The sequence below is a fragment of the Hymenobacter sp. 102 genome (assembly GCF_049949205.1).
Taxonomy (GTDB): domain Bacteria; phylum Bacteroidota; class Bacteroidia; order Cytophagales; family Hymenobacteraceae; genus Hymenobacter.
In genome coordinates this window covers 908,850-926,339 of record NZ_CP188172.1, presented here as the reverse complement: position 1 = coordinate 926,339, position 17,490 = coordinate 908,850, and the positions used below count along the sequence as shown (strand labels likewise).

General features: G+C 60.9%; 14 protein-coding genes. 5 read left to right on the top strand and 9 right to left on the bottom strand.

Annotated elements, in window-relative coordinates:
- Nucleotides 1–142: 142 nt before the first annotated feature.
- From ACN19L_RS04050 to ACN19L_RS04030, 5 genes are all read right to left on the bottom strand, one after another.
- A complete protein-coding gene (locus tag ACN19L_RS04050; RefSeq protein WP_426492262.1) occupies nucleotides 143–970 on the bottom strand; it encodes a mechanosensitive ion channel family protein in 828 nt (275 codons plus the stop codon).
- Nucleotides 971–1,111: 141 nt separating this feature from the next.
- Entirely contained in the window at nucleotides 1,112–1,531 is a 420-nt protein-coding gene (locus ACN19L_RS04045; RefSeq protein WP_426492261.1) for a hypothetical protein, read from the bottom strand.
- A complete protein-coding gene (locus tag ACN19L_RS04040) occupies nucleotides 1,504–1,794 on the bottom strand; it encodes a hypothetical protein (RefSeq protein WP_426492260.1) in 291 nt (96 codons plus the stop codon). The genes ACN19L_RS04045 and ACN19L_RS04040 overlap by 28 nt, the downstream gene beginning before the upstream one ends.
- A gap of 185 nt (nucleotides 1,795–1,979) precedes the next feature.
- Entirely contained in the window at nucleotides 1,980–2,414 is a 435-nt protein-coding gene (locus tag ACN19L_RS04035) for a nucleoside deaminase (protein ID WP_125428396.1), read from the bottom strand.
- Nucleotides 2,415–2,513: 99 nt separating this feature from the next.
- Nucleotides 2,514–5,597 carry a PD-(D/E)XK nuclease family protein gene (locus ACN19L_RS04030; protein WP_426492259.1) on the bottom strand — a complete coding sequence of 1,028 codons (3,084 nt, stop codon included), beginning with the start codon at nucleotides 5,595–5,597 and terminating at the stop codon, nucleotides 2,514–2,516.
- Nucleotides 5,598–5,698: 101 nt separating this feature from the next.
- Here ACN19L_RS04030 and ACN19L_RS04025 point away from each other — a divergent pair, with 101 nt between their 5' ends.
- Nucleotides 5,699–6,394 carry a hypothetical protein gene (locus tag ACN19L_RS04025; RefSeq protein ID WP_426492258.1) on the top strand — a complete coding sequence of 232 codons (696 nt, stop codon included), beginning with the start codon at nucleotides 5,699–5,701 and terminating at the stop codon, nucleotides 6,392–6,394.
- Here the strand turns inward: ACN19L_RS04025 and ACN19L_RS04020 are convergent.
- Nucleotides 6,391–7,653 carry a TCR/Tet family MFS transporter gene (locus tag ACN19L_RS04020; RefSeq protein WP_426492257.1) on the bottom strand — a complete coding sequence of 421 codons (1,263 nt, stop codon included), beginning with the start codon at nucleotides 7,651–7,653 and terminating at the stop codon, nucleotides 6,391–6,393. The two genes, ACN19L_RS04025 and ACN19L_RS04020, sit on opposite strands and share 4 nt — an antisense overlap.
- 229 nt (nucleotides 7,654–7,882) lie before the next feature.
- Here ACN19L_RS04020 and ACN19L_RS04015 point away from each other — a divergent pair, with 229 nt between their 5' ends.
- Nucleotides 7,883–9,445 (top strand): hypothetical protein, encoded by a 1,563-nt coding sequence (locus tag ACN19L_RS04015; protein ID WP_426492256.1) that lies wholly within the window; start codon nucleotides 7,883–7,885, stop codon nucleotides 9,443–9,445.
- Nucleotides 9,446–9,538: 93 nt separating this feature from the next.
- Here ACN19L_RS04015 and ACN19L_RS04010 read toward each other — a convergent pair whose 3' ends face one another.
- On the bottom strand, nucleotides 9,539–13,030 hold the full coding sequence (locus ACN19L_RS04010) for a UvrD-helicase domain-containing protein (protein WP_426492255.1): 3,492 nt from the start codon (nucleotides 13,028–13,030) through the stop codon (nucleotides 9,539–9,541).
- Nucleotides 13,031–13,113: 83 nt separating this feature from the next.
- Between ACN19L_RS04010 and ACN19L_RS04005 the strand changes: the two genes are divergently transcribed.
- The gene (locus tag ACN19L_RS04005; protein ID WP_426492254.1) at nucleotides 13,114–13,479 is read left to right on the top strand and encodes a hypothetical protein; all 366 of its coding nucleotides are present in this window, start codon (nucleotides 13,114–13,116) and stop codon (nucleotides 13,477–13,479) included.
- Nucleotides 13,480–13,488: 9 nt separating this feature from the next.
- Here the strand turns inward: ACN19L_RS04005 and ACN19L_RS04000 are convergent, their stop codons facing one another.
- Nucleotides 13,489–13,908 carry an acyl-CoA thioesterase gene (locus tag ACN19L_RS04000; protein ID WP_426492253.1) on the bottom strand — a complete coding sequence of 140 codons (420 nt, stop codon included), beginning with the start codon at nucleotides 13,906–13,908 and terminating at the stop codon, nucleotides 13,489–13,491.
- A gap of 218 nt (nucleotides 13,909–14,126) precedes the next feature.
- Here ACN19L_RS04000 and ACN19L_RS03995 point away from each other — a divergent pair, with 218 nt between their 5' ends.
- Together ACN19L_RS03995 and ACN19L_RS03990 are read left to right on the top strand one after the other, a co-directional pair.
- A complete protein-coding gene (locus ACN19L_RS03995; RefSeq protein WP_110980085.1) occupies nucleotides 14,127–14,318 on the top strand; it encodes a cold-shock protein in 192 nt (63 codons plus the stop codon).
- Between the two features lie 463 nt (nucleotides 14,319–14,781).
- Nucleotides 14,782–16,722: a DEAD/DEAH box helicase gene (locus ACN19L_RS03990; RefSeq protein ID WP_426492252.1), complete on the top strand. Its 1,941-nt coding sequence runs from the start codon at nucleotides 14,782–14,784 to the stop codon at nucleotides 16,720–16,722.
- 80 nt (nucleotides 16,723–16,802) lie between these two features.
- Here ACN19L_RS03990 and ACN19L_RS03985 read toward each other — a convergent pair whose 3' ends face one another.
- Nucleotides 16,803–17,249 (bottom strand): PA2169 family four-helix-bundle protein, encoded by a 447-nt coding sequence (locus ACN19L_RS03985; RefSeq protein ID WP_426492251.1) that lies wholly within the window; start codon nucleotides 17,247–17,249, stop codon nucleotides 16,803–16,805.
- Nucleotides 17,250–17,490: the final 241 nt, after the last annotated feature.

The window sequence follows — 17,490 nt, the reverse complement described above, 5'->3', positions numbered from 1 at the left end:
AGGCGTGCGAAAGATGGGTGGCAGCCAGCGGGTGAAGCTGCTAACCTAACGAAAACTTCTGCAGGGTGATGAGTTATGCCAGATGAATTATGAAATGGATGTACTCATTTCATAATTCATCTCGCATAACTCAACTCTCCCATCACACTCCCGTCAGGGAGGGCACGCCCAGGCCGGCACCGAGCAGCTCCTGCTTTACCTCCTGCATCAGCCGGCTTTTGAGCTGCAGCACGCCCCGGCGGTAATCCTCCGAATCGGCCCAGAAATACACGCGTAGGTCGGCGGTAGTGGCCGTGGCTTTTTCCAGATTCACGTAGGGCGCGCGCGGAGTTTGCTGTATATCGGCCACGGTGCGCAGGTAGTTCAGAATGACGGACGTCGCCAGCTCGGGTGTGGCCTGCTCGCCCAGGTCCACCGTCACCAGAAACTCCTGGCGCAGGTTCCCGTCGCGGGTGTAGTTGATGAGGGGCTCCTTTAGTACCAGGGAGTTGGGCAGGTAGATGTGCTTGCCATCGAAGGTGCGGATGAGCGTGATGCGCAGGTTCAGGGCCTCTACATGGCCAATCAGCCCTTTGATTTCTACCGTGTCGTTGATGTGGAACGGCCGGTTGAAGGCCAGAATCACGCCGGCCAGGAAGTTCTCGGCAATATCCTTGAAGGCAAAGCCCACAATGAAGGCCGACACGCCCGCCGCGCCCACCAGGCTGCCCACAATACCCGAAAACCCGAGAATATTGAGCGCCAGCATCAGCCCCAGGCCCACCATCACCCACTTGCCAATACTGGCCAGGAAATCGGCCAGCAGCGGATCGGTGGAGCGTCGCCGCAGCCGCCCGCCCAGCAACCCACTCACGCGGTTGGCAACAAAAACAGCCACAATCAGCAGCAGCAGGGCAATAAACAGCTTGGGTAAAATGTAAAGAAACTGCTGCCAGTAAGTAGCCAGTACGCGTTGCAAATCCTGAAGCATAGGCAGGAGTGTTTAGGGCTAGAAATACGGACCAGCTTCGTAGCAGAACCGGTCAAAGCAAAGCCCCGCGGGCGGGTGCCAGCGGGGCTGCGGTAGGTAGCAATATACGTAACAAGTGTCGCCCAGGGTTAGCCAGAGGGCCTAAATTAAGGCCGGCCGGTTCATCCAGCGCCAGAATACCAGGCCCCCCAGGGCATAAGCCACCACATCCCAAGGGTCAGGCGTGTTGCGCACCACCGGGGAAGACTGCAGCAGTGGTACTACCTCAAACCATACGGAAAACACCAGCCAGGTACTGAAAATCCAGGAAGCAGGCAATACAAACGAAGGCTGCCGAAAGTACAGGCGCCGCATCGCGCAAAGCACTAGCGTAAGCTCCAAGGGCAGCGACAGAAAATCGGCCAGGTGCGAGCGAACCACGCCGGGCAGTGGCCAGTGCGGCGACAGAGGGCCGCCGTATTTATGCAGCACGGTAATGCTATACAACACCGTGCCCATCAGAAACAACGGGTGCCGTAGCTCGACGGGTAGTCTCAGCCGGCCAGCAGGGTTATTAGCCATAGAATAAACGCCATGAGTGCCCCAAATGCCAGCTGTCCACCTCGAATGAGGTACTTGAAGAAGCGCAGCAGCGGCTTATCATCAGGCTTGATTTCGATGAGCATGATGGGCGACACCGGCTCCTGGGCCAGCCGCTCCCGCTGCTGCTCACTGCGCAGGCGCTGCGGGTCCAGCAGCTGCCCGCACCGCTCACACCGGTCGGTAGACAGCTGCTGCCAGTTGCTCCAGTAGCCGCAGGCCGGGCATTTCTTGGTGGCTTCCACTATGCTGAGGTGGTGAAGTGGTGAAAGGAAAAACGGGAAGTTGCCAGAAGACCTGTCATCCTGAGCTTGCGAAGGACCTTATCCTGGCAAAACAACTCGTAGCAGCATACTATGATTCTTCGCAAGTTCAGGATAACAGATGAATGCTGCCTGACTACTTCCCATTTGTCCTATCATCACTTCACTTACAGCTCCATGATATCCTCGTTCCAGAGGGTGGGCTCGGCCTCGATGAATTCCTCCATCATCCGCACGCACTCGTCCAGGTCGAGGTCCACCACTTCCACGCCGTGGCTTTCCAGGAAGGCCCGCGACTCGCCAAACGTGCGCGACTCGCCCACCATCACCTTCGGAATTTTGAACTGCACGATGGTACCGGCGCACATATAACAGGGCATCAGGGTGGTGTAGAGCACCGTGTCGCGGTAGCTGCGCTGGCGGCCGGCGTTGAACAGGCAGTCCATTTCGCCGTGCTTGATGGGGTTATCCTCCTGCACCCGCTTGTTGCGGCCCCGGGCCACTAGCTTGCCGTTGCGCACCAGTACGGAGCCAATCGGAATACCGCCTTCCTGGCGTCCCTGCCGCGCTTCGTCAATGGCGGCCTGCATGAATTCGTCCATGTCTTTTAAAAGTTGCTGGTTTCTGGTTGCGTATTGCTGGTTGAAAGTGGGCAATCAAACCCAAACTAGCAACCAGAAACTAGCAACCAGAAACTTAGTTTACCGGGCGCAGATGCCGCGGTAGGGGCAGTACTGACACTTGTCCAGGTCGTCGGTTTTGCGGATGGGCTCCTGCGGGTCCAGCATGCGGCGCACCAGCTGGCCCAGCAGCTGCTCGCTGTGCTGCACGAAATTCTGGCCGTCGGCGGTGAGGAAATTCATATCGGCCGACATGGGGCCGGCCCCGAGGTTACGCAAGGAGATGATGGCAGCATCGGCGGCGGGGCGGCCCTGCTGAGCCAGCAGAAAGCGGTACAGCCAGAGCTGCCGCACCTTATCGGCGGCGGGGGTGGCGTCAGTGAGCAGGCGCTCCACGGCCTCGGTGGGCGTCTCGCCCCGCTTCAGCAGCTGCAGGTGCGACTTTTCTACCAGCCCGGTTTTGTAGTCCACCACCCGCAGGCGGCCATCGGCAAACTGATCTACCCGGTCGGCTTTGCCCAGCAGGCGCACGGGCAGCTTCTCGCCGGTTTCGAGGGGCACAAACACGGTGGCGTGCAGTTCTTCCTCCAGCCCCTGAATCCGGAGGGGCAAAGCATCGGGCTGCTCCAGCAGGCTTTCCAGGTAGCGCCGCACCAGCTGACCGGCCACCTGGCCCAGCACGTGGTTCAGGCCTTCGTCGGCGCGGGCGTGGCGGTCGGCCTGCTCTTTGCGCAGGGCTTTTTTCACCATAATGGGCGCCAAATCGAGCAGGCCCGGAATATCAGCGGCGGTGAGGGGCGGGGCCTGGGCGTTGGCCGTCGTGCGCCGGATGGTTTGGGCGAAGGGCATCAGCAACTCCTCCAGCGCCTCGTGTACCACCGTACCAAAGCCATCGGGACCCAGGGCTTCCTCCACCTCCTCGTTTTCCCGGAACCGGGCAATCCGCTGGAAATAAAACTGCAGGGAGCAACTCAGATACTGGTTCAAGGCCGTGGGTGACAGGCCCCGGTCCAGCAGCTCGCGCAGAGCCAGCAGCATCCCGGCGTCTTTTTCCAGCACGAGGTCAGTTGCCTGTTGCCCGTTGCCTGTTGCCAGTTTGTTGCCGTCGGTTCCCGGTAACTGGTGTCCATTATTACTGTGCTCAGGGGCCTTTCCTGGCAACTGGTAACCGGCAACGGGCAACTCCTCACTCACCACTGCCAAATCCAGCAGCTCCAGGGCCGGGTTCTGCAGGGCCAGGTCGTTTTCCAGCTGCAGCAGAAAGCGACTCCGCTCGCCGGTGCGGGTACCTTCGGCCCCGGGCAGGATGTGCAGCAGATCGACGCGGCGGGCCCGCTGCAGCAGCCGCCAGAACTGGTGGGCGGTGGCGGCTTCGTGGTCGGCGTAGGTGGGCAGGCCGAAGGTGGTGAGCACGTCGTAGGGGAACAGGGAGCTGTGGCGCTTGGGGGCCGGCAGCACGTTCTCATTGCAGCTCAGGATGATAACGTGGTCGAAGTCCAGGGCCCGGGTTTCCAGCAGGCCCATTACCTGCACGTCGGCAATGGGCTCCCCGCTGAAGGGCAGGCGGGTGTTCTTCATCTGCTCGTACAGGAACCGCCGGAACGAGCGCACCGACAGCCGCTGCTCCCGGCAGTCGAACACCGATTCCAGCCGCTTTACCAGCGTGAAAAACAGGTACAGGTACTCCGCCTCAATGGCCGAATGCTGGTCTTGGTAGGCCTTTTTGAGCAGGTCGATGAGCGTGTAGCAGGCCCGGATGATGTCGTCGCAATTGTTCCAGGTGGCAAACAGGGCCGTGAGCAGCGGGTGGCCCTGGCCCATTTCCACCAGCTCCTCGGCCGTGAGCAGCACCGCGTGGCGCTTGATGATGGTGCGGCACACCTGGTCGAGCAGGCCGGGGTGCTCGGTGTCGGGCTGCTTGTCGAGCCACTGCTGGTAGCGGCGCAGAAACGGGTGCTGCAGCAGCTTGCTCACGGCCAGGTGGTGGTAGCGGGGCACGCCGTAGCCGGTTTCCGGCGAGCCTTCCCGTACGCCGGTGAGGTGCACTTCAAACAGCAAGTCCACCAGGTTGAACAGGGGCGTGCTCTGGAAGTTGAGGCCCATGGTTACGTTGTACTCGGGCACTTCCTGGGGCGGCAGGCCGTGCAGCACCGGCAGCAGCAGGGTTTCGTCGGGCAGTACCACGGCCACGGTGCCGGTGGGGTGCAGGCGGCGGGCCTCGGCCAGCAGCTGCCCGGCCACCTTGCCCTGCATGGAGGCATTGGCCATGCCCACCAGCCGCACCGTGCGCGGCAGCTGCCGCAGCAGCTCGGCCGGCCCCCCGAAGTTGTCCCAGGGCAAATCCAGGCGGTCCTGGTACTGGCGCAGGTGCTGGCCGGCGCGGTTGGGCGAGCCTTTTTCCAGGTAGAAGGCGTCGCCATCAAACTGCACCTCGGCCCGGCCCACCTTGCGCAGCCGCTGGATCAGTCGCTCTTCGGCCTTCGACAAAAAGCCCAGCCCGATAAACACGTGGTAGGGCAGGGTTTCGCCGGCTTCCAGCCGCGCGCGCACCCGGCGCTGGGCCAGGCGGTAGGCCAGGCCGGGGTAGGCAAGGCGGTCCTGGCGCATGCGCTTCTGCAGGCGGTAGTACACTTTCTGCAGGTCGTCCCAGAAGCGGAAGTAGGCCGTGGTGCTGCTCTGGGGCGAAAATTCAGCCCCCAAATCCCAGCGTTCCAGGGCCTTGGCCTGGCTCAGGTACTCGAACACTTTGCGGGGCGAGGCCAGGTTCTGGTCGAGGCTGGAGAAGTCCTGCAGGAGCAGCGCCGACCAGCCCACGAACTGGTCGAATTCCAGCCGCGGGTCAATGTCGCGCATGATTTCGAACAACAGTAGCTGCAGGGCAATGGGCTCCTCCACCTGCACGCCGGCCAGCTCCACCATGTAGTCTTCCATGGCCGCAATGCGCGGGCTCCACAGCGCCTGCCCGGCCTCGGCCGCCAGGCTCAGCTCGTTCTGCAAATACACCACCGCCCGCCGCGTGGGCACCACTACTACTAGGTCCGACAGCTCGCCCGAGGCCCCGTACCGGCCCACCAGTTCCCGGGCCATACGCCTGAGAAACGGCGTAGCATCGGGCGCGGGCAGCACGGGGGAAAGCGGGGCGGGGATGGAGGGAGCGGTAAGCATAGAGGGTAAAGATACGGTGGGTTGATGGTGGAATGACTTGTCAATTCAGGGTGAGTATTTTGCGAGTAGTTATATCCTGTTGGCCAAGCTAGACGTGCCGTATGCCCCCTGTTTTCAACGTTCAGCAATCCATTCAGCTCCCGCCACCTCCGCGCCCTACTCCGTGGGCGGAACAATGGCAGAATATCTTACTGCTGATAGTAGCCACTGTTCCGGTAGCCGCGTTGCTGCTGGTAGCGGGCTTAGTGGCCGGGGGGTGGCACCTGCTCAAGGCAGCTTTGCAGAAACTTTGGCTGTCAGTGGGGCGGCTGTTTGGGTATCAACCGCCGCTGCCGGCCGTGCCGGTGCCGCCAGCGCCCAGCGAGATATTCTGTACTCCCCAACTGCGCCTGCTGGTTACTGAAGAAGACTGGGAAACGGAGGGTAAAGAATTCAGCGAGTGGATTGACTTATGGGGGGAGTTGGAACACGAGTTCGGCCGGTACCCCGGCCTGTTCCGCCTGCACACCGAGCCCGAAATTCCGGGCCTGCACAAGCAGTTAATTACTGACCTGTGCCGCCCGGATGCAGCCGGCGTATTTCTGCAGCTGCTGGAGCCCCGGCCGGGCCAGCAGCCGGCCGGTACCTCCTGGCTGGTGTACCTGGAAGCTGCCACCCGGCAGTGGCAGCGGGTGGCGGAAACCAATGAGTTTTACCTTCTGCCTGATGCCGTTGGGGAGCCTTACCAGTTCAGCGGTATTCAGGTTGGGGGCGGACAACTGACGCTACAAGCCTACCCCGCTGAGTCAGCCGTCTAATGTCCTGGCACCGCCGCCTCGGCCGCTGGCACGGAGGCTTTGGTGGGCTCCTGGTAGTGGCGCAGGAAACGGAACACCAGTACCAGGCTAATGCACGTCAGCACGGCCCCGGTGAGGAAGGCGGCGCCCGGAAAATGCACGGGGGCTGTAGCTCCGGTAAAGTAGGAGAACAGATTGGTCATCAGGGGTGGGCCGATAATGGAGGTGAGGCTTACCAGGCTGGTAAGCGCCCCCTGCAGCTCACCCTGCTCGGTGGGCGGCACCTGCCCGGACATGATACCCTGCAGGGCCGGAATGGCAATACCGCCCAGGCAGTAAGGCACCAGGAAGGCGAACATCATCCAGGGTTGGCCGGCAAAGGCAAACAGCGTGAAGCCCAGGGCGTAGAGCCCCAGCCCCAGCAGCACCGAGCGTTTGTTGCCCAGGCGTGGGTTGATGTACCGAATCAGCAGACCCTGCACCAGGGCCGTGAGCAGGCCCACCGCCCCCAGGGAGTTGCCTACCTGGTCTTCGTTCCAGTGAAACCGGTACATGGTAAAGTACGACCAGGTGCTCTGGGTGGCGTGGGCCGCCACGTACAGAAACACCAGCGACGTAATCAAACCCAGAATAACCGGGTACTTGCGCAGCTGCCGGAGCGAGCCAATGGGGTTGGCCCGTTTCCAGTCGAAGGGGCGGCGGTTTTCCGGGGCCAGGGATTCGGGCAGCACGAAATAGCCGTAGAGCCAGTTGAGCAAGGTGAGGCCGGCTGCCGCCAGGAAGGGCACCTGCGAGCCAAAGTGAGCCAACTTGCCCCCCAGTACCGGCCCGATGATGAAGCCCAGCCCGAAAGCGGCCCCAATCATGCCGAAGTTCTGGGCCCGGTTCTCCGGGGTACTGATATCGGCAATGTAGGCCGAGGCCGTGGTGAAGCTGGCCCCGGTGATGCCCGCCACCAGCCGGCCCACAAACAGCCACCCGATGCTGGGCGCAAACGCCAGAAACAGGTAATCGATGCCGAAGCCGAACAGTGCCGTGAGCAGCACCGGCCGCCGTCCGTACTGGTCGGAGAGGTTGCCCAGCACCGGCGAAAACAGGAACTGCATGGCGGCAAAAGCAAACAGCATCCAGCCCCCGTAGCGTGCCGCATCGGAGAGGGTGCCGCCCGTTAGCTGGGTTATAAGCTTGGGCAGCACCGGAATGATAATGCCGAAGCCAATCACATCGAGCAGCAGCGTCACGAAAATGAAGCCAAGCGCAGCTTTGCGGGGAGCAGCCATAGAGCAAAAGGAAAGGAGGAGGCTGCAAAGGTAGCGTGCAGCAGGCGCTTCGTGGTTGCTTATTTTTGGGAATTTACTAAAAAAATTGGCAGAAATACGCGGCCGTTTTCGATGGGCCGGGCAGGCCCCGGAAATTTTTGGCCCCTTGGCGTAGCTACCTGCCTTTTGGGTGGTACATTGCGGGAATTTGTCGGCCAGGGTTGGCCGCTTTCTTAGTCAGATTATCTATATGAATACAGTGCTACGCTCCGTCTTGTTGGCGTTGGGGCTGCTGGCTGTCGTGCCGGCAGGGGCCCAAACATCCGCTACCTCCTTCTCTTCCCGTGTGGTATATGCTTCGGCGTTTGAGCAGGCTGCTCTGGCGCCCCAAACGCCCCGCACCGAGGCGGAATATCTGGCGCAGCTGCTGGCCGTGAATCCGGCCAGCACCACGGCCACCTTGCAGCAGGCCGAAGGCCGCCTGAGCGAGCTGTACGCCCAGCTTGATAAGGAAAAGATTGGGACAAAGCCCCTGGCCCGGCAGGTCCGCAGCATATTCGAGCTGGCTCATCAGCGCTTCCTGACAAAATATGAGGATGCCGCCACCTTCGACCGCACGGTGCAGAGCGGCGTTTACAACTGCGTGAGTGCGTCGGCGCTGTATGCGCTTATTTTCGAGCACTACCATATACCCTACGCCATCCGGCAGAAACCAACCCACGTGTACTTGGTGGCCGACCCGCAGGCGAGCAACATCATGGTGGAAACAACGGCACCCACCTTCGGCTACTTTTTACCGGATGCCAAGTTTAAAAAAGCCTACGTTGACTATTTGGTTGACAGCAAGCTGGTTAGTCAGAGCGAGGTGCAGCAGCAGGGCCTGGAGGAAATTTTCAAGCAGAAGTTTCAGGCCGATAAAACCATTTCGCTGCCGCAGCTGATTTCGCTGCAGTACTACAACCAAGGAGTGCTGGCGCTGCAGGCCGACGAAGACGAGAAAGCCTACCATGCGCTGAAAAAGGCGGAAAAGCTGTTTCCGGCCACCGAGACCAACTACCTGCTCACCCAAAGCCTGGCCGCCCGCCTGGAGGGCAACGGCTACAACAAGCTGGAAGACGTGCAGCTGCTGACGGAGTTCTACGCCCGCCAGCCCGCTACCAAGTACCGCGACGAATGCGTGAATGCCTTCAAATCCATCACGCAGAAGTTTCTGCTGGAGCGCGGGGATACGGCCACGTACCGCACCATGTACGGTACCTTTCTGGGTAGCGTGGCCGACACCAGTACGCGTAACTCTTTGTCTTACGTGTACTACATGCAGAGCGGCCGCATGCTGGCCATGCAGCAGCACTCCGAGCAAGCCTTTCCGCTGTTGTTGCAGGCGTTCCGATACAACCGGGTAAGCCCCGAGCTGCAAGGCTTGATTACTGCAGTGGTGCAGGACGAAATTAACGTGCACCGCAACTCGGTGGGCCTGCTACGGCGCCTAGATAAGTACACAACTACGTATCCTTTTCTGCGGAATTCGCCGCCCATGCGCCAAGCTTACCTCTACAGCTACGCTCGGGCCGCTTACGATGCCTTTGCGGGCAACAAACGCGCGGAGGGGAAGAAATATCTGACGGCCTTCGAGCAAGCATATGCCCGGAAGGAGGCCACCATTGACACTGAGCATATAGCAGCCGTGTATCTGGCTGCTAGCATTGCCTCGGGGAAAGCCAACGACCTGACCGGGGCCCGCGCCTACGCCCGCAAGGGCCTCACCTACGAGCCTACCAACCCTGACTTAAAGCGGATTGCCAGTATGAACTAGTGGTGGGTTTGTGCAGAGAGATAAACTAAAGAAAGCCAGCGCCTGGTAGTCAGGCGCTGGCTTTTTTTTCTTACTACTCCATGGCAAGTGGCCTCAGGCCTCCCACTCCTGCACCTGCTGGGTGTCGAAGTAGTACAGCACGCAGCATACCTGCTCAAACCACAGCTGCCGGAACAGGGAGGCGTAGTGCTGCAAAGCCTGGCGGTGGCCGGGGTGGGGCGGGGGTAGCTTGAAATCAATAAGTGAGACGCGCTGACCCTGGCCGCCGGGCAGGGTTTCAAATACAATCCGGTCGGGCTTGTAGTCCTGCTTGCGGGTGCCGCCCACCAGAATTTCCCGCTCGGCCTCAGCCGCCACCTGGGGGCTGAAGTAGTGGGCCATGCGCGGATTTTCCACCACCTCGCGCAGCCGTTCCAATAAGCCGGTCCGTTCCCGGGTACTGATGAGGCCCTCGGCCACCAGCTGCCCGGCCACGCGGTCCACGTCGTCGGCCTGCTTTACGCGGCGCAGGGCGTAGTGCAGGCGGCGGTTCCACTCGCGCTGCTCCTGCTGCTCGTCGAAGTCGAACACTGTGTTGGCGTGCCGTTTCAGGCGCAGGCGCTTTTCCCAGGGCGTACTGGTGAGGTTGGTTAAGGGTAGTTCGTTGTTCGTTGTTGGTTGTTCATTGTTTGGAGTGGAACTGGCCTCATTGGGGGCTTGCGGTCCTGCCTCAGCCTTTGCTGCCTGCAATTCCGGGGGGAGCTGGCCGTGGGCGTCGGCCAGTACGTAGGCCATCTGCTCGTCGTGCCACTGATTGGTGCTCAGCAGGTAGCGGTGCAGCAGCTCGGCCACGGAGGCGGCGGGCTTGTCGGTGGGGGCGTCGTCCTTGCTGGCTTTGGCAGGCTTGGGCTGGCGGCTGATGAGGTAGAGGCGGTAGCGCGGGCGGGTGAGGGCCACGTACAGCGTATTCAGGCCTTCCAGGAAGGTTTTTTCCACTTCCTCGGTGTACTGCTCCGCCAGCGGCGTGTGCTGCAAATCCTGCTTCAGGCTCACCACGGCCACGCCGGGCATTTCGGCCACGGGCCGGTCGGCCTCGGCGGGCAGGCGGCCCCAGAGCAGCGTGTTCAGGTGGGGGCGCAACGACCAATCGGCAAACGGCACAATCACCACCCCGTAGGCCAAACCCTTGGCTTTATGTACTGTGGTGATGGTAACGGCGTTGCGGCCGGCCGGAGCATTGATGCTGAGCGTGCTCTTTTTCTGGTCCCAATAGGCCAGGAAGTTGTTGAGGTTGTTGCCGAAGCGCAGGCTGTACTCCAGCGTCAGGTCCAGAAACCGGAACAGGTACTCCCGCTCCGTTACCCGGTTCAGCAGCCCCAGCAGGCCCACCAGCCGCTCGGTCAGCTCGTAGAGGCCCAGGTTGCCGGTCTCGCGTTCCTGCACGTCGTAACCCAGGGCGCGCAGCTCATCCCAGAACGGCTGGGCGGTGTCGGCGTTGGCCAGGGCGGCGTGGTGGCGGGCCCGCTCGGGCGCAGGGTCGAGGCCGCGCACCACCCGGTCCACCAGCAGCAGGGCTTCGGCCCGGGCCAGGGTATCGGCCGGCTGATTCAGCACCCGGAACAGGGCCACCAGCAGGTTCACTACTTCGGCAAACTCCAATGACAGGGAATCGGCCGAAATAATGTCGTAGCCCCGCTCTTTCAGGAACTTGGCCGTGCGTCGGCTGCTCTGGCGGGTGCGGCAGAGTACGGCCACGTCGTGCAGGGCGAAGCCGTCGGCCACGGCCTTTTCCACCAGCTGCAGCGTCAGGTAGAGGGTGCTTTCGTCGTAGTCCAGCGTCTGGCCCACCAGGTAGCTGGGCAGGGTTTCGGGCGTGTACGTGCCTAAAGCGGCATCGTAACGGCAGGCGGGGGCGTCGTTATCGGTGAACAGCAGCTCCACGTGGGCGTTGGCCGGGGCGTTGGCCGGAGCCTGCTGCACAAAGTCGGCATCGTAAATGCCCTGCACCAGCGGCAGCGCGGCGTGGGTGGCGCTGATAAACCGGAACAGCTCGTTGTTGAACTGGATGATGGCCGCGCCCGAGCGGTAGTTGGTACTCAGGTTGCGGGCTTCCAGGGCCCCGTCGATGGTGCGGTAACGCTCCGTCAGAATCCGGCGCAGGTCCTCGTCGGCCACGTGCTGGTAGAGGTGCTTGGTCTGGCGCTGGTACAAACGCAGAATCTGCTCCATCTCCCCGCCCCGCCACCGGTAAATCGACTGCTTGGCGTCGCCCACGGCCAGGCTCAGGTTGCCCTGGCCCAAGGCGTTTTCCACCAACGGCAGCAGGTTGTTCCACTGCAGCACCGAAGTGTCCTGGAACTCGTCAATCAGCAGGTGCTGGTACCGGTCGCCCAGCCGCTCGTACAGAAACGGCACCGGCTCGCGCAGCACAATCTGGGCAATGCGGCGGTTGAACTCAGCAATCAGCACCACGCCCCGGTCGCGGCTAATCTGGTCCACGGCCTTGCTCAGCTCGCTCAGCAAGCTCACCTGAAATACGTAGGGCAGCATCCCGGCCGCCAGCAGGTAGGGTGCCAGCAGCCGCTCGCGCTGCTGCTGCAACTGCCGGAATATTTGCTCCAGCGTGGGCGCGGCGGTGTCCACGGCCTCCCGCAGTGGCCCTTTTTTGGATTTGGCGCTGCTCCAGTCGCCCGATTCCAGCGGTTTCAGGGCCGTGGCCGTGGGAAACTGCCCGCCGGTTGCCGGCAGCTCCAGCCAGCGCCGCCAGTTGCTGAAATGGCCGTACACGCCGTTGGTGCCGCCGTTCAGGTGCTCGGCTTCCAGCCCGTGCTGCTCCAGGGTTTCCAGGGCCAGGGCAGCAGTTTGCTCCACCAGTAGTTCGATTTCCTGCTTGCGCTGCCGCAATCCTTCGTAAAGGCGGCGGTGGTCCTGCAGGCTCAGCTGCTGCAGCTGCTCCACGGCTTCGTGCACCGGCTCGCTCAGCAGAAACTGCCCGAACTGCACCAACTCCTCGGGCAAATTGTTCCAGCTGCGGCCCTCGTCGGCCTTGTTCAGGGCGAAATCGGAAATGGTTTTCGACAGCAGCGCCGAGTTGGGGTCCCGGTTCACCTTGTCCAGCAGCACGGCCACGGCGTTCTGCAGCACGGTGGCGCTGTCCAGTTCCACTTCAAACGTGGCCGGCAGCCCCAGCTCCCGCGTGAAAGCCGTCACGATGCGCTGCACAAACGAGTCGATGGTGCTCACCGCAAAATCGGCGTAATGGTAGAGCGCCAGCCGGAAGGTGGCCGTGGCCCTCTGCTGCAGCACCTGCTGCCGCTCCTCCGGCGTTTCCAGGTGGGCCAGCGGGCCTTCTTGGGCCAGCTCGTCGGCAATTTCCGTCAGCAGCCGGTCGGTGCCGCCGGCGGACAGGCGGGCAAACCGCCGCAGCGCCCCCAGAATCCGCTCCTTCATCTCGCCGGCCGCGTCGTTGGTAAACGTAATGGCCAGAATGGTCTTGAAGTACGCCGCGTCGTCGGTGGCCAGGGCCAGCTTCAGGTATTCCTTGGTGAGCTGGTAGGTTTTGCCGGAGCCGGCCGAGGAGGAGTAAATGCGAAAGGAGGGGGGCATTGGAGGGAAAAAAAGAAACCGGAATAGAATATGGATAGTACAGGTCTGGCGTCTATCTAGCAGTGCAAATAGAAATTCTTATCATGAGTATTCACAAGCAGGTATTCACTTTCGAACAGGCGTTTCCCAACTGGGAAGACGTATTGCTGTTCATTCTGACGAATAACCAGGTTTCCTTATCACTCTCTGTTTCCGTAGCGGCCCATTCCTTGAAAGAGGAAGCAAAAACATCGGCAAGCAGTAAGCTGGGCTACATCTATTACCTGTCGGCTCCGGTGATTCTACCCGCCGATAATTCGGAATACAGACCCACATCCGTGCGCTTGGTTAAAACCGAGTTGCAGGGCCGGAAGCAAATCAACATCCTCTACGCGCCCCATACCATCCGCCTGATGCGCATGGTGGCAGCGGCACTTGAAGCCTCGGGTGGCGTGCCGCAGCCCATGTAGTTTCCGGGCCTACAACATCTCCTCCTGCACCCACCGGGCCATTTCCGGCGGAATGCGCTGGGGGCGCATGGTGCTGAGGTCGAGCAGGATCCAGTGGGTTTCGGCCTCACAGAGCAGCTTGTCATCCGCGGCCCGCTCAATGCGCACGTGGCGGTGCGAGGTAACGCCTTCCATGCTGCTCACCCAGGTAGTGCAGCGGATTTCCTCGCCCAGCAGGGCCGGGTGCAGGTACCGGATGTGGTGTTCCCGTACCACCCACACGTAGCGCTGCTGGGCTTCGGGTGGGGCCGCGGCCTGCCAGTGGGCGGCGGCCGTATCCTGCACCCACTGCACGTAGCGCACGTTGTTCACGTGGTTTAACTCGTCAATGTCGTCGGGTTGCACGGTGAGCAGGCGGGAGAAGCGGAAGGGAGCAGCAGAAATTTCCATTACGGGCAAATATACGCCCTCGGGAAGCCCGCCAATCAGCCCCGGACCAGGAAAAGGTTGGTGCCATTTTGCCGATTCCCTTCCATATCTAAAATATCCCTGTATCTTTGGGCAAGTTAAGAAACGCGGTTCCACCGCCTGTTGAGTACGTCCGTGAGGAGGGGAAAGCAGAGTTGAGTACTGCTTTCCTTACAGAACCATCCATCATCACAAGTACCATGCAGACAGGAACTGTAAAATTCTTCAACGAAACCAAAGGTTTCGGCTTTATCAAAGTTGACGAAACCGGCGAGGACGTTTTCGTTCACGTAACCGAGTGCATCGACGAAATCCGCGACAAAGACAAAGTGGAATTCGAAATTGCTCAAGGCCGCAAAGGCCCCAACGCTGTGAAAGTAAAGCTGGCCTAGTGCCTGATTGCCGATAGCAACAAAAAAGCAGGCTCCTCTCGGGGTCTGCTTTTTTTATGTTCAGGATTCGGGCCTCCTGAATAGGGGCTGTAGCAGCAGCGTGCCATTCCTTGAATAAGAGCCAAGCCACGCTATATCGGCACCGGGCTATAGTTTACTGCCGGGTTGGAATTATTTCCGGGAGGATTGGCTTGTAAGCCCATTGGTACCAGAGAAGACGGCCCCGGACTGCGGACAAGTCGTAGCCTAATTCGCGCTTCTTCGAAAAAATACGTACCTTTGCACCCGCATTTGAGAACGGCCACGTTCCGCGCAGCTTGTAAGCTGCCTGTAAAGAAACTTGTTGGGCCGGCTTTGTCTTCCGTCCGTTGCTTCCGTCACTTGTCGTTGTGTTGAGTGGGAGAGAAGAGCGTCGCTGAATCCGCTGTTTTCAGAGCTATTCACTCCACTCCATTCACTTGACATGGAAAACGAAACTGGTAAGACCAAATTCAGCGAGCTGACCCTCTCTGAAGAAATGCAGCGCGCCATCAGCGAAGTGGGCTACGAAGAAGCCTCGCCGATTCAGGCCAACGCTATTCCCGTGCTGCTGCAGGGCCGCGACGTAATCGGCCAGGCCCAGACGGGCACCGGCAAAACCGCCGCCTTCTCCATCCCCGCCATTGAGCGTATCGACACCGACTCCCGCGAGGTGCAGGCCATTGTGCTCTGCCCCACCCGTGAGCTGGCCGTGCAGGTTTCCGGCGAAATCCAGAAACTGGGCAAATACAAGCGGGGCCTGGCCGTAGTGCCCATCTACGGTGGCTCCTCCTACGACCGGCAGTTCCGCGCCCTGGAGCGCGGCGTGCAGATCGTAATCGGTACGCCCGGCCGCGTAATGGACCACATTGAGCGCGGCACCCTGAAGCTGGATGCCTGCAAAATGATCATCCTGGACGAAGCCGACGAAATGCTCGACATGGGCTTCCGCGACGACATCGAGACGGTGCTCAAGAAAATGCCCGAAGACCGCCAGACGGTATTCTTCTCGGCTACCATGAGCAAGCCGATCATGGAGATGACCAAGCGCTACCAGAAGGAGCCGCAGATTGTGAAGGTAAACCATCAGGAAATGACGGTTACCAACATCGAGCAGAGCTACTTCGAGGTGCGTGGCCCCCAGAAAAAGGATGTGCTGACCCGCCTCATCGACATGTACAACATCAAGTCGGGCATCGTCTTCGCCAACACGAAGCGTATGGTGGACGAGATTGTGGGCGACCTGCAAGCCAAAGGCTACTTCGCCGAAGGCCTGCACGGCGACATGGGCCAGCAGCAGCGCCAGAACACGCTGGATAAATTCCGCAAAGGCACCCTCGAAATCCTGGTAGCTACCGACGTAGCCGCCCGTGGTATCGACGTGGACAACGTGGAAGTAGTGGTAAACTACGACCTGCCCGCCGACGAGGAGTACTACGTGCACCGCATTGGCCGTACCGGCCGCGCCGGCAAGCAGGGCAAAGCCTTCACCTTCGTGAGCGGCCGCGACATCTACAAGCTGCGCGACATTATGCGCTACACCAAAGCGACCATCAAGCAGGAGCGTGTGCCTTCGTTTGAGGACGTATCGGAGGTGAAGACCACGCTGATGCTGGGCTCCATCAAGGAGGTAATTGAGAAGGGCAACCTCGACAAGTACATTGCCCGCGTGCAGCGCCTCATCGACCAGGACCAGGAAGAAGGCGTTACGTCGCTGGACGTGGCCGCCGCCCTGCTCAAGATGACGATGAAGGAAGACAAGCGCGCCCAGGAAAGCCTCGACGCCAGCCGCACCCAGGGTGCCGCCCGCCCCGGCTTCACGCGCCTGTTCGTAACCATGGGCAAGAAGGACCGTCTGCACCCCCGCGACATTGTGGACCTGATTGCCGAAAACACCAGCCTCACGGCCAGTAAAGTGGGTGATATTGCCCTCTACGACAAGTTCAGCTTCGTGGAAGTACCGAACGAGTTTGTGGAAGAAGTAGTAAGCCAGCTGGGCCGCAGCACCATTCAGGGCCGACCGGTAGCCTTCAACATTGCTACGCCCCGCCAGGAAGGTGATGCGCAGCAGGAAGGTGGCAACCGCGGCGGCTTCGGCGGCGACCGTCCGCGTCGTACCGGCGGCTTCGGCGGCGACCGGCGCGAAGGTGGCTTCGGTGGCGACCGTCGGGGTGGTGGCAGCTATGGCGGCAACCGCGGTGGCTTCGGTGGCGACCGGCGCGAAGGCGGCAGCTACGGCGGCAACCGCGGTGGTGGCTCCTACGGGGGTAACCGCGGCGGCAGCTACGGCGGCGACCGGCGCGAAGGTGGCTTTGGTGGTAACCGGGGTGGCGGCAGCTACGGCGGCGGCTACAAAGGCAAGCGCGACGGCGGCTACGACGAATAGTCGGCACGATATAATCTGAAAGAAAAAAGGCCCGCTACCTATGTAGCGGGCCTTTTTCTTTTGCTTAAGAAGCAATTGATTTACTTGGCGGCGTCGCGCAGGTTGCGGATTTCGTCGTGACCCTGCTTGATGCCGGCGGCCTGCTTCTCGATGAGTGACTTCAGCTCGGCAGGTACGCCTTCAATTTTGGTGGCTTTCTCGTAGGCTGCCTTGGCATAGTCTTCACCCCGCTCGCACTCGGCCAGGATGCTGTGACGGTCCTTGCTGGTTACCAGGCTTTTCAGGTTGATGAACGCGCGGTGAATAGTGCCGGTAATGGACGACTCCTCCTCGGGCTTCAGGTTCAGCTTGTGCATCTGATCCTCCAGCTCGGTGATGTAGGCCGACCGTTGGGCAGCGTATTTTTTGAATGTTTCTTTCAGATCAGCGTCCTCCACGTCGGTGAGGGCTTCAGTGTAGCCTTTCTGGCCGTCTTTCAGAGTTTCGAGCAGTTCATTGAGGCCGGCTTGCAATACTTTCGAGTCCATGGGGAAGAGTTAGTTGGGTGTTTGGGAAAAGAGACTGTGGGCCTCTTTACTGCAAAACGCTGAAAAGGGTTATTCCCGGCTCAGCGTTCAGCCTGGCGGGTGAGGGTGGTTAGGCTGGTCATCGTGAGCGGCCATCCGGACGACAATGCGACCAACTCGGCAGGCAGAAACCGGCCCTACGGGGGGCGCCCGCCGAAGCCAATGAGGACCGTTGAGTGGAAATCAGAGTCGCCGGAATCAT

Excerpts from the sequence above, each read along its gene's own strand:
- ACN19L_RS04050 (WP_426492262.1), bottom strand. The coding sequence starts at position 970 with ATGCTTCAGGATTTGCAACGCGTACTGGCTACTTACTGGCAGCAGTTT.
- ACN19L_RS04045 (WP_426492261.1), bottom strand. The coding sequence starts at position 1,531 with ATGGCTAATAACCCTGCTGGCCGGCTGAGACTACCCGTCGAGCTACGG.
- ACN19L_RS04035 (WP_125428396.1), bottom strand. The coding sequence starts at position 2,414 with ATGGACGAATTCATGCAGGCCGCCATTGACGAAGCGCGGCAGGGACGC.
- ACN19L_RS04030 (WP_426492259.1), bottom strand. The coding sequence starts at position 5,597 with ATGCTTACCGCTCCCTCCATCCCCGCCCCGCTTTCCCCCGTGCTGCCC.
- ACN19L_RS04025 (WP_426492258.1), top strand. The coding sequence starts at position 5,699 with ATGCCCCCTGTTTTCAACGTTCAGCAATCCATTCAGCTCCCGCCACCT.
- ACN19L_RS04020 (WP_426492257.1), bottom strand. The coding sequence starts at position 7,653 with ATGGCTGCTCCCCGCAAAGCTGCGCTTGGCTTCATTTTCGTGACGCTG.
- ACN19L_RS04015 (WP_426492256.1), top strand. The coding sequence starts at position 7,883 with ATGAATACAGTGCTACGCTCCGTCTTGTTGGCGTTGGGGCTGCTGGCT.
- ACN19L_RS04010 (WP_426492255.1), bottom strand. The coding sequence starts at position 13,030 with ATGCCCCCCTCCTTTCGCATTTACTCCTCCTCGGCCGGCTCCGGCAAA.
- ACN19L_RS04005 (WP_426492254.1), top strand. The coding sequence starts at position 13,114 with ATGAGTATTCACAAGCAGGTATTCACTTTCGAACAGGCGTTTCCCAAC.
- ACN19L_RS04000 (WP_426492253.1), bottom strand. The coding sequence starts at position 13,908 with ATGGAAATTTCTGCTGCTCCCTTCCGCTTCTCCCGCCTGCTCACCGTG.
- ACN19L_RS03995 (WP_110980085.1), top strand. The coding sequence starts at position 14,127 with ATGCAGACAGGAACTGTAAAATTCTTCAACGAAACCAAAGGTTTCGGC.
- ACN19L_RS03990 (WP_426492252.1), top strand. The coding sequence starts at position 14,782 with ATGGAAAACGAAACTGGTAAGACCAAATTCAGCGAGCTGACCCTCTCT.
- ACN19L_RS03985 (WP_426492251.1), bottom strand. The coding sequence starts at position 17,249 with ATGGACTCGAAAGTATTGCAAGCCGGCCTCAATGAACTGCTCGAAACT.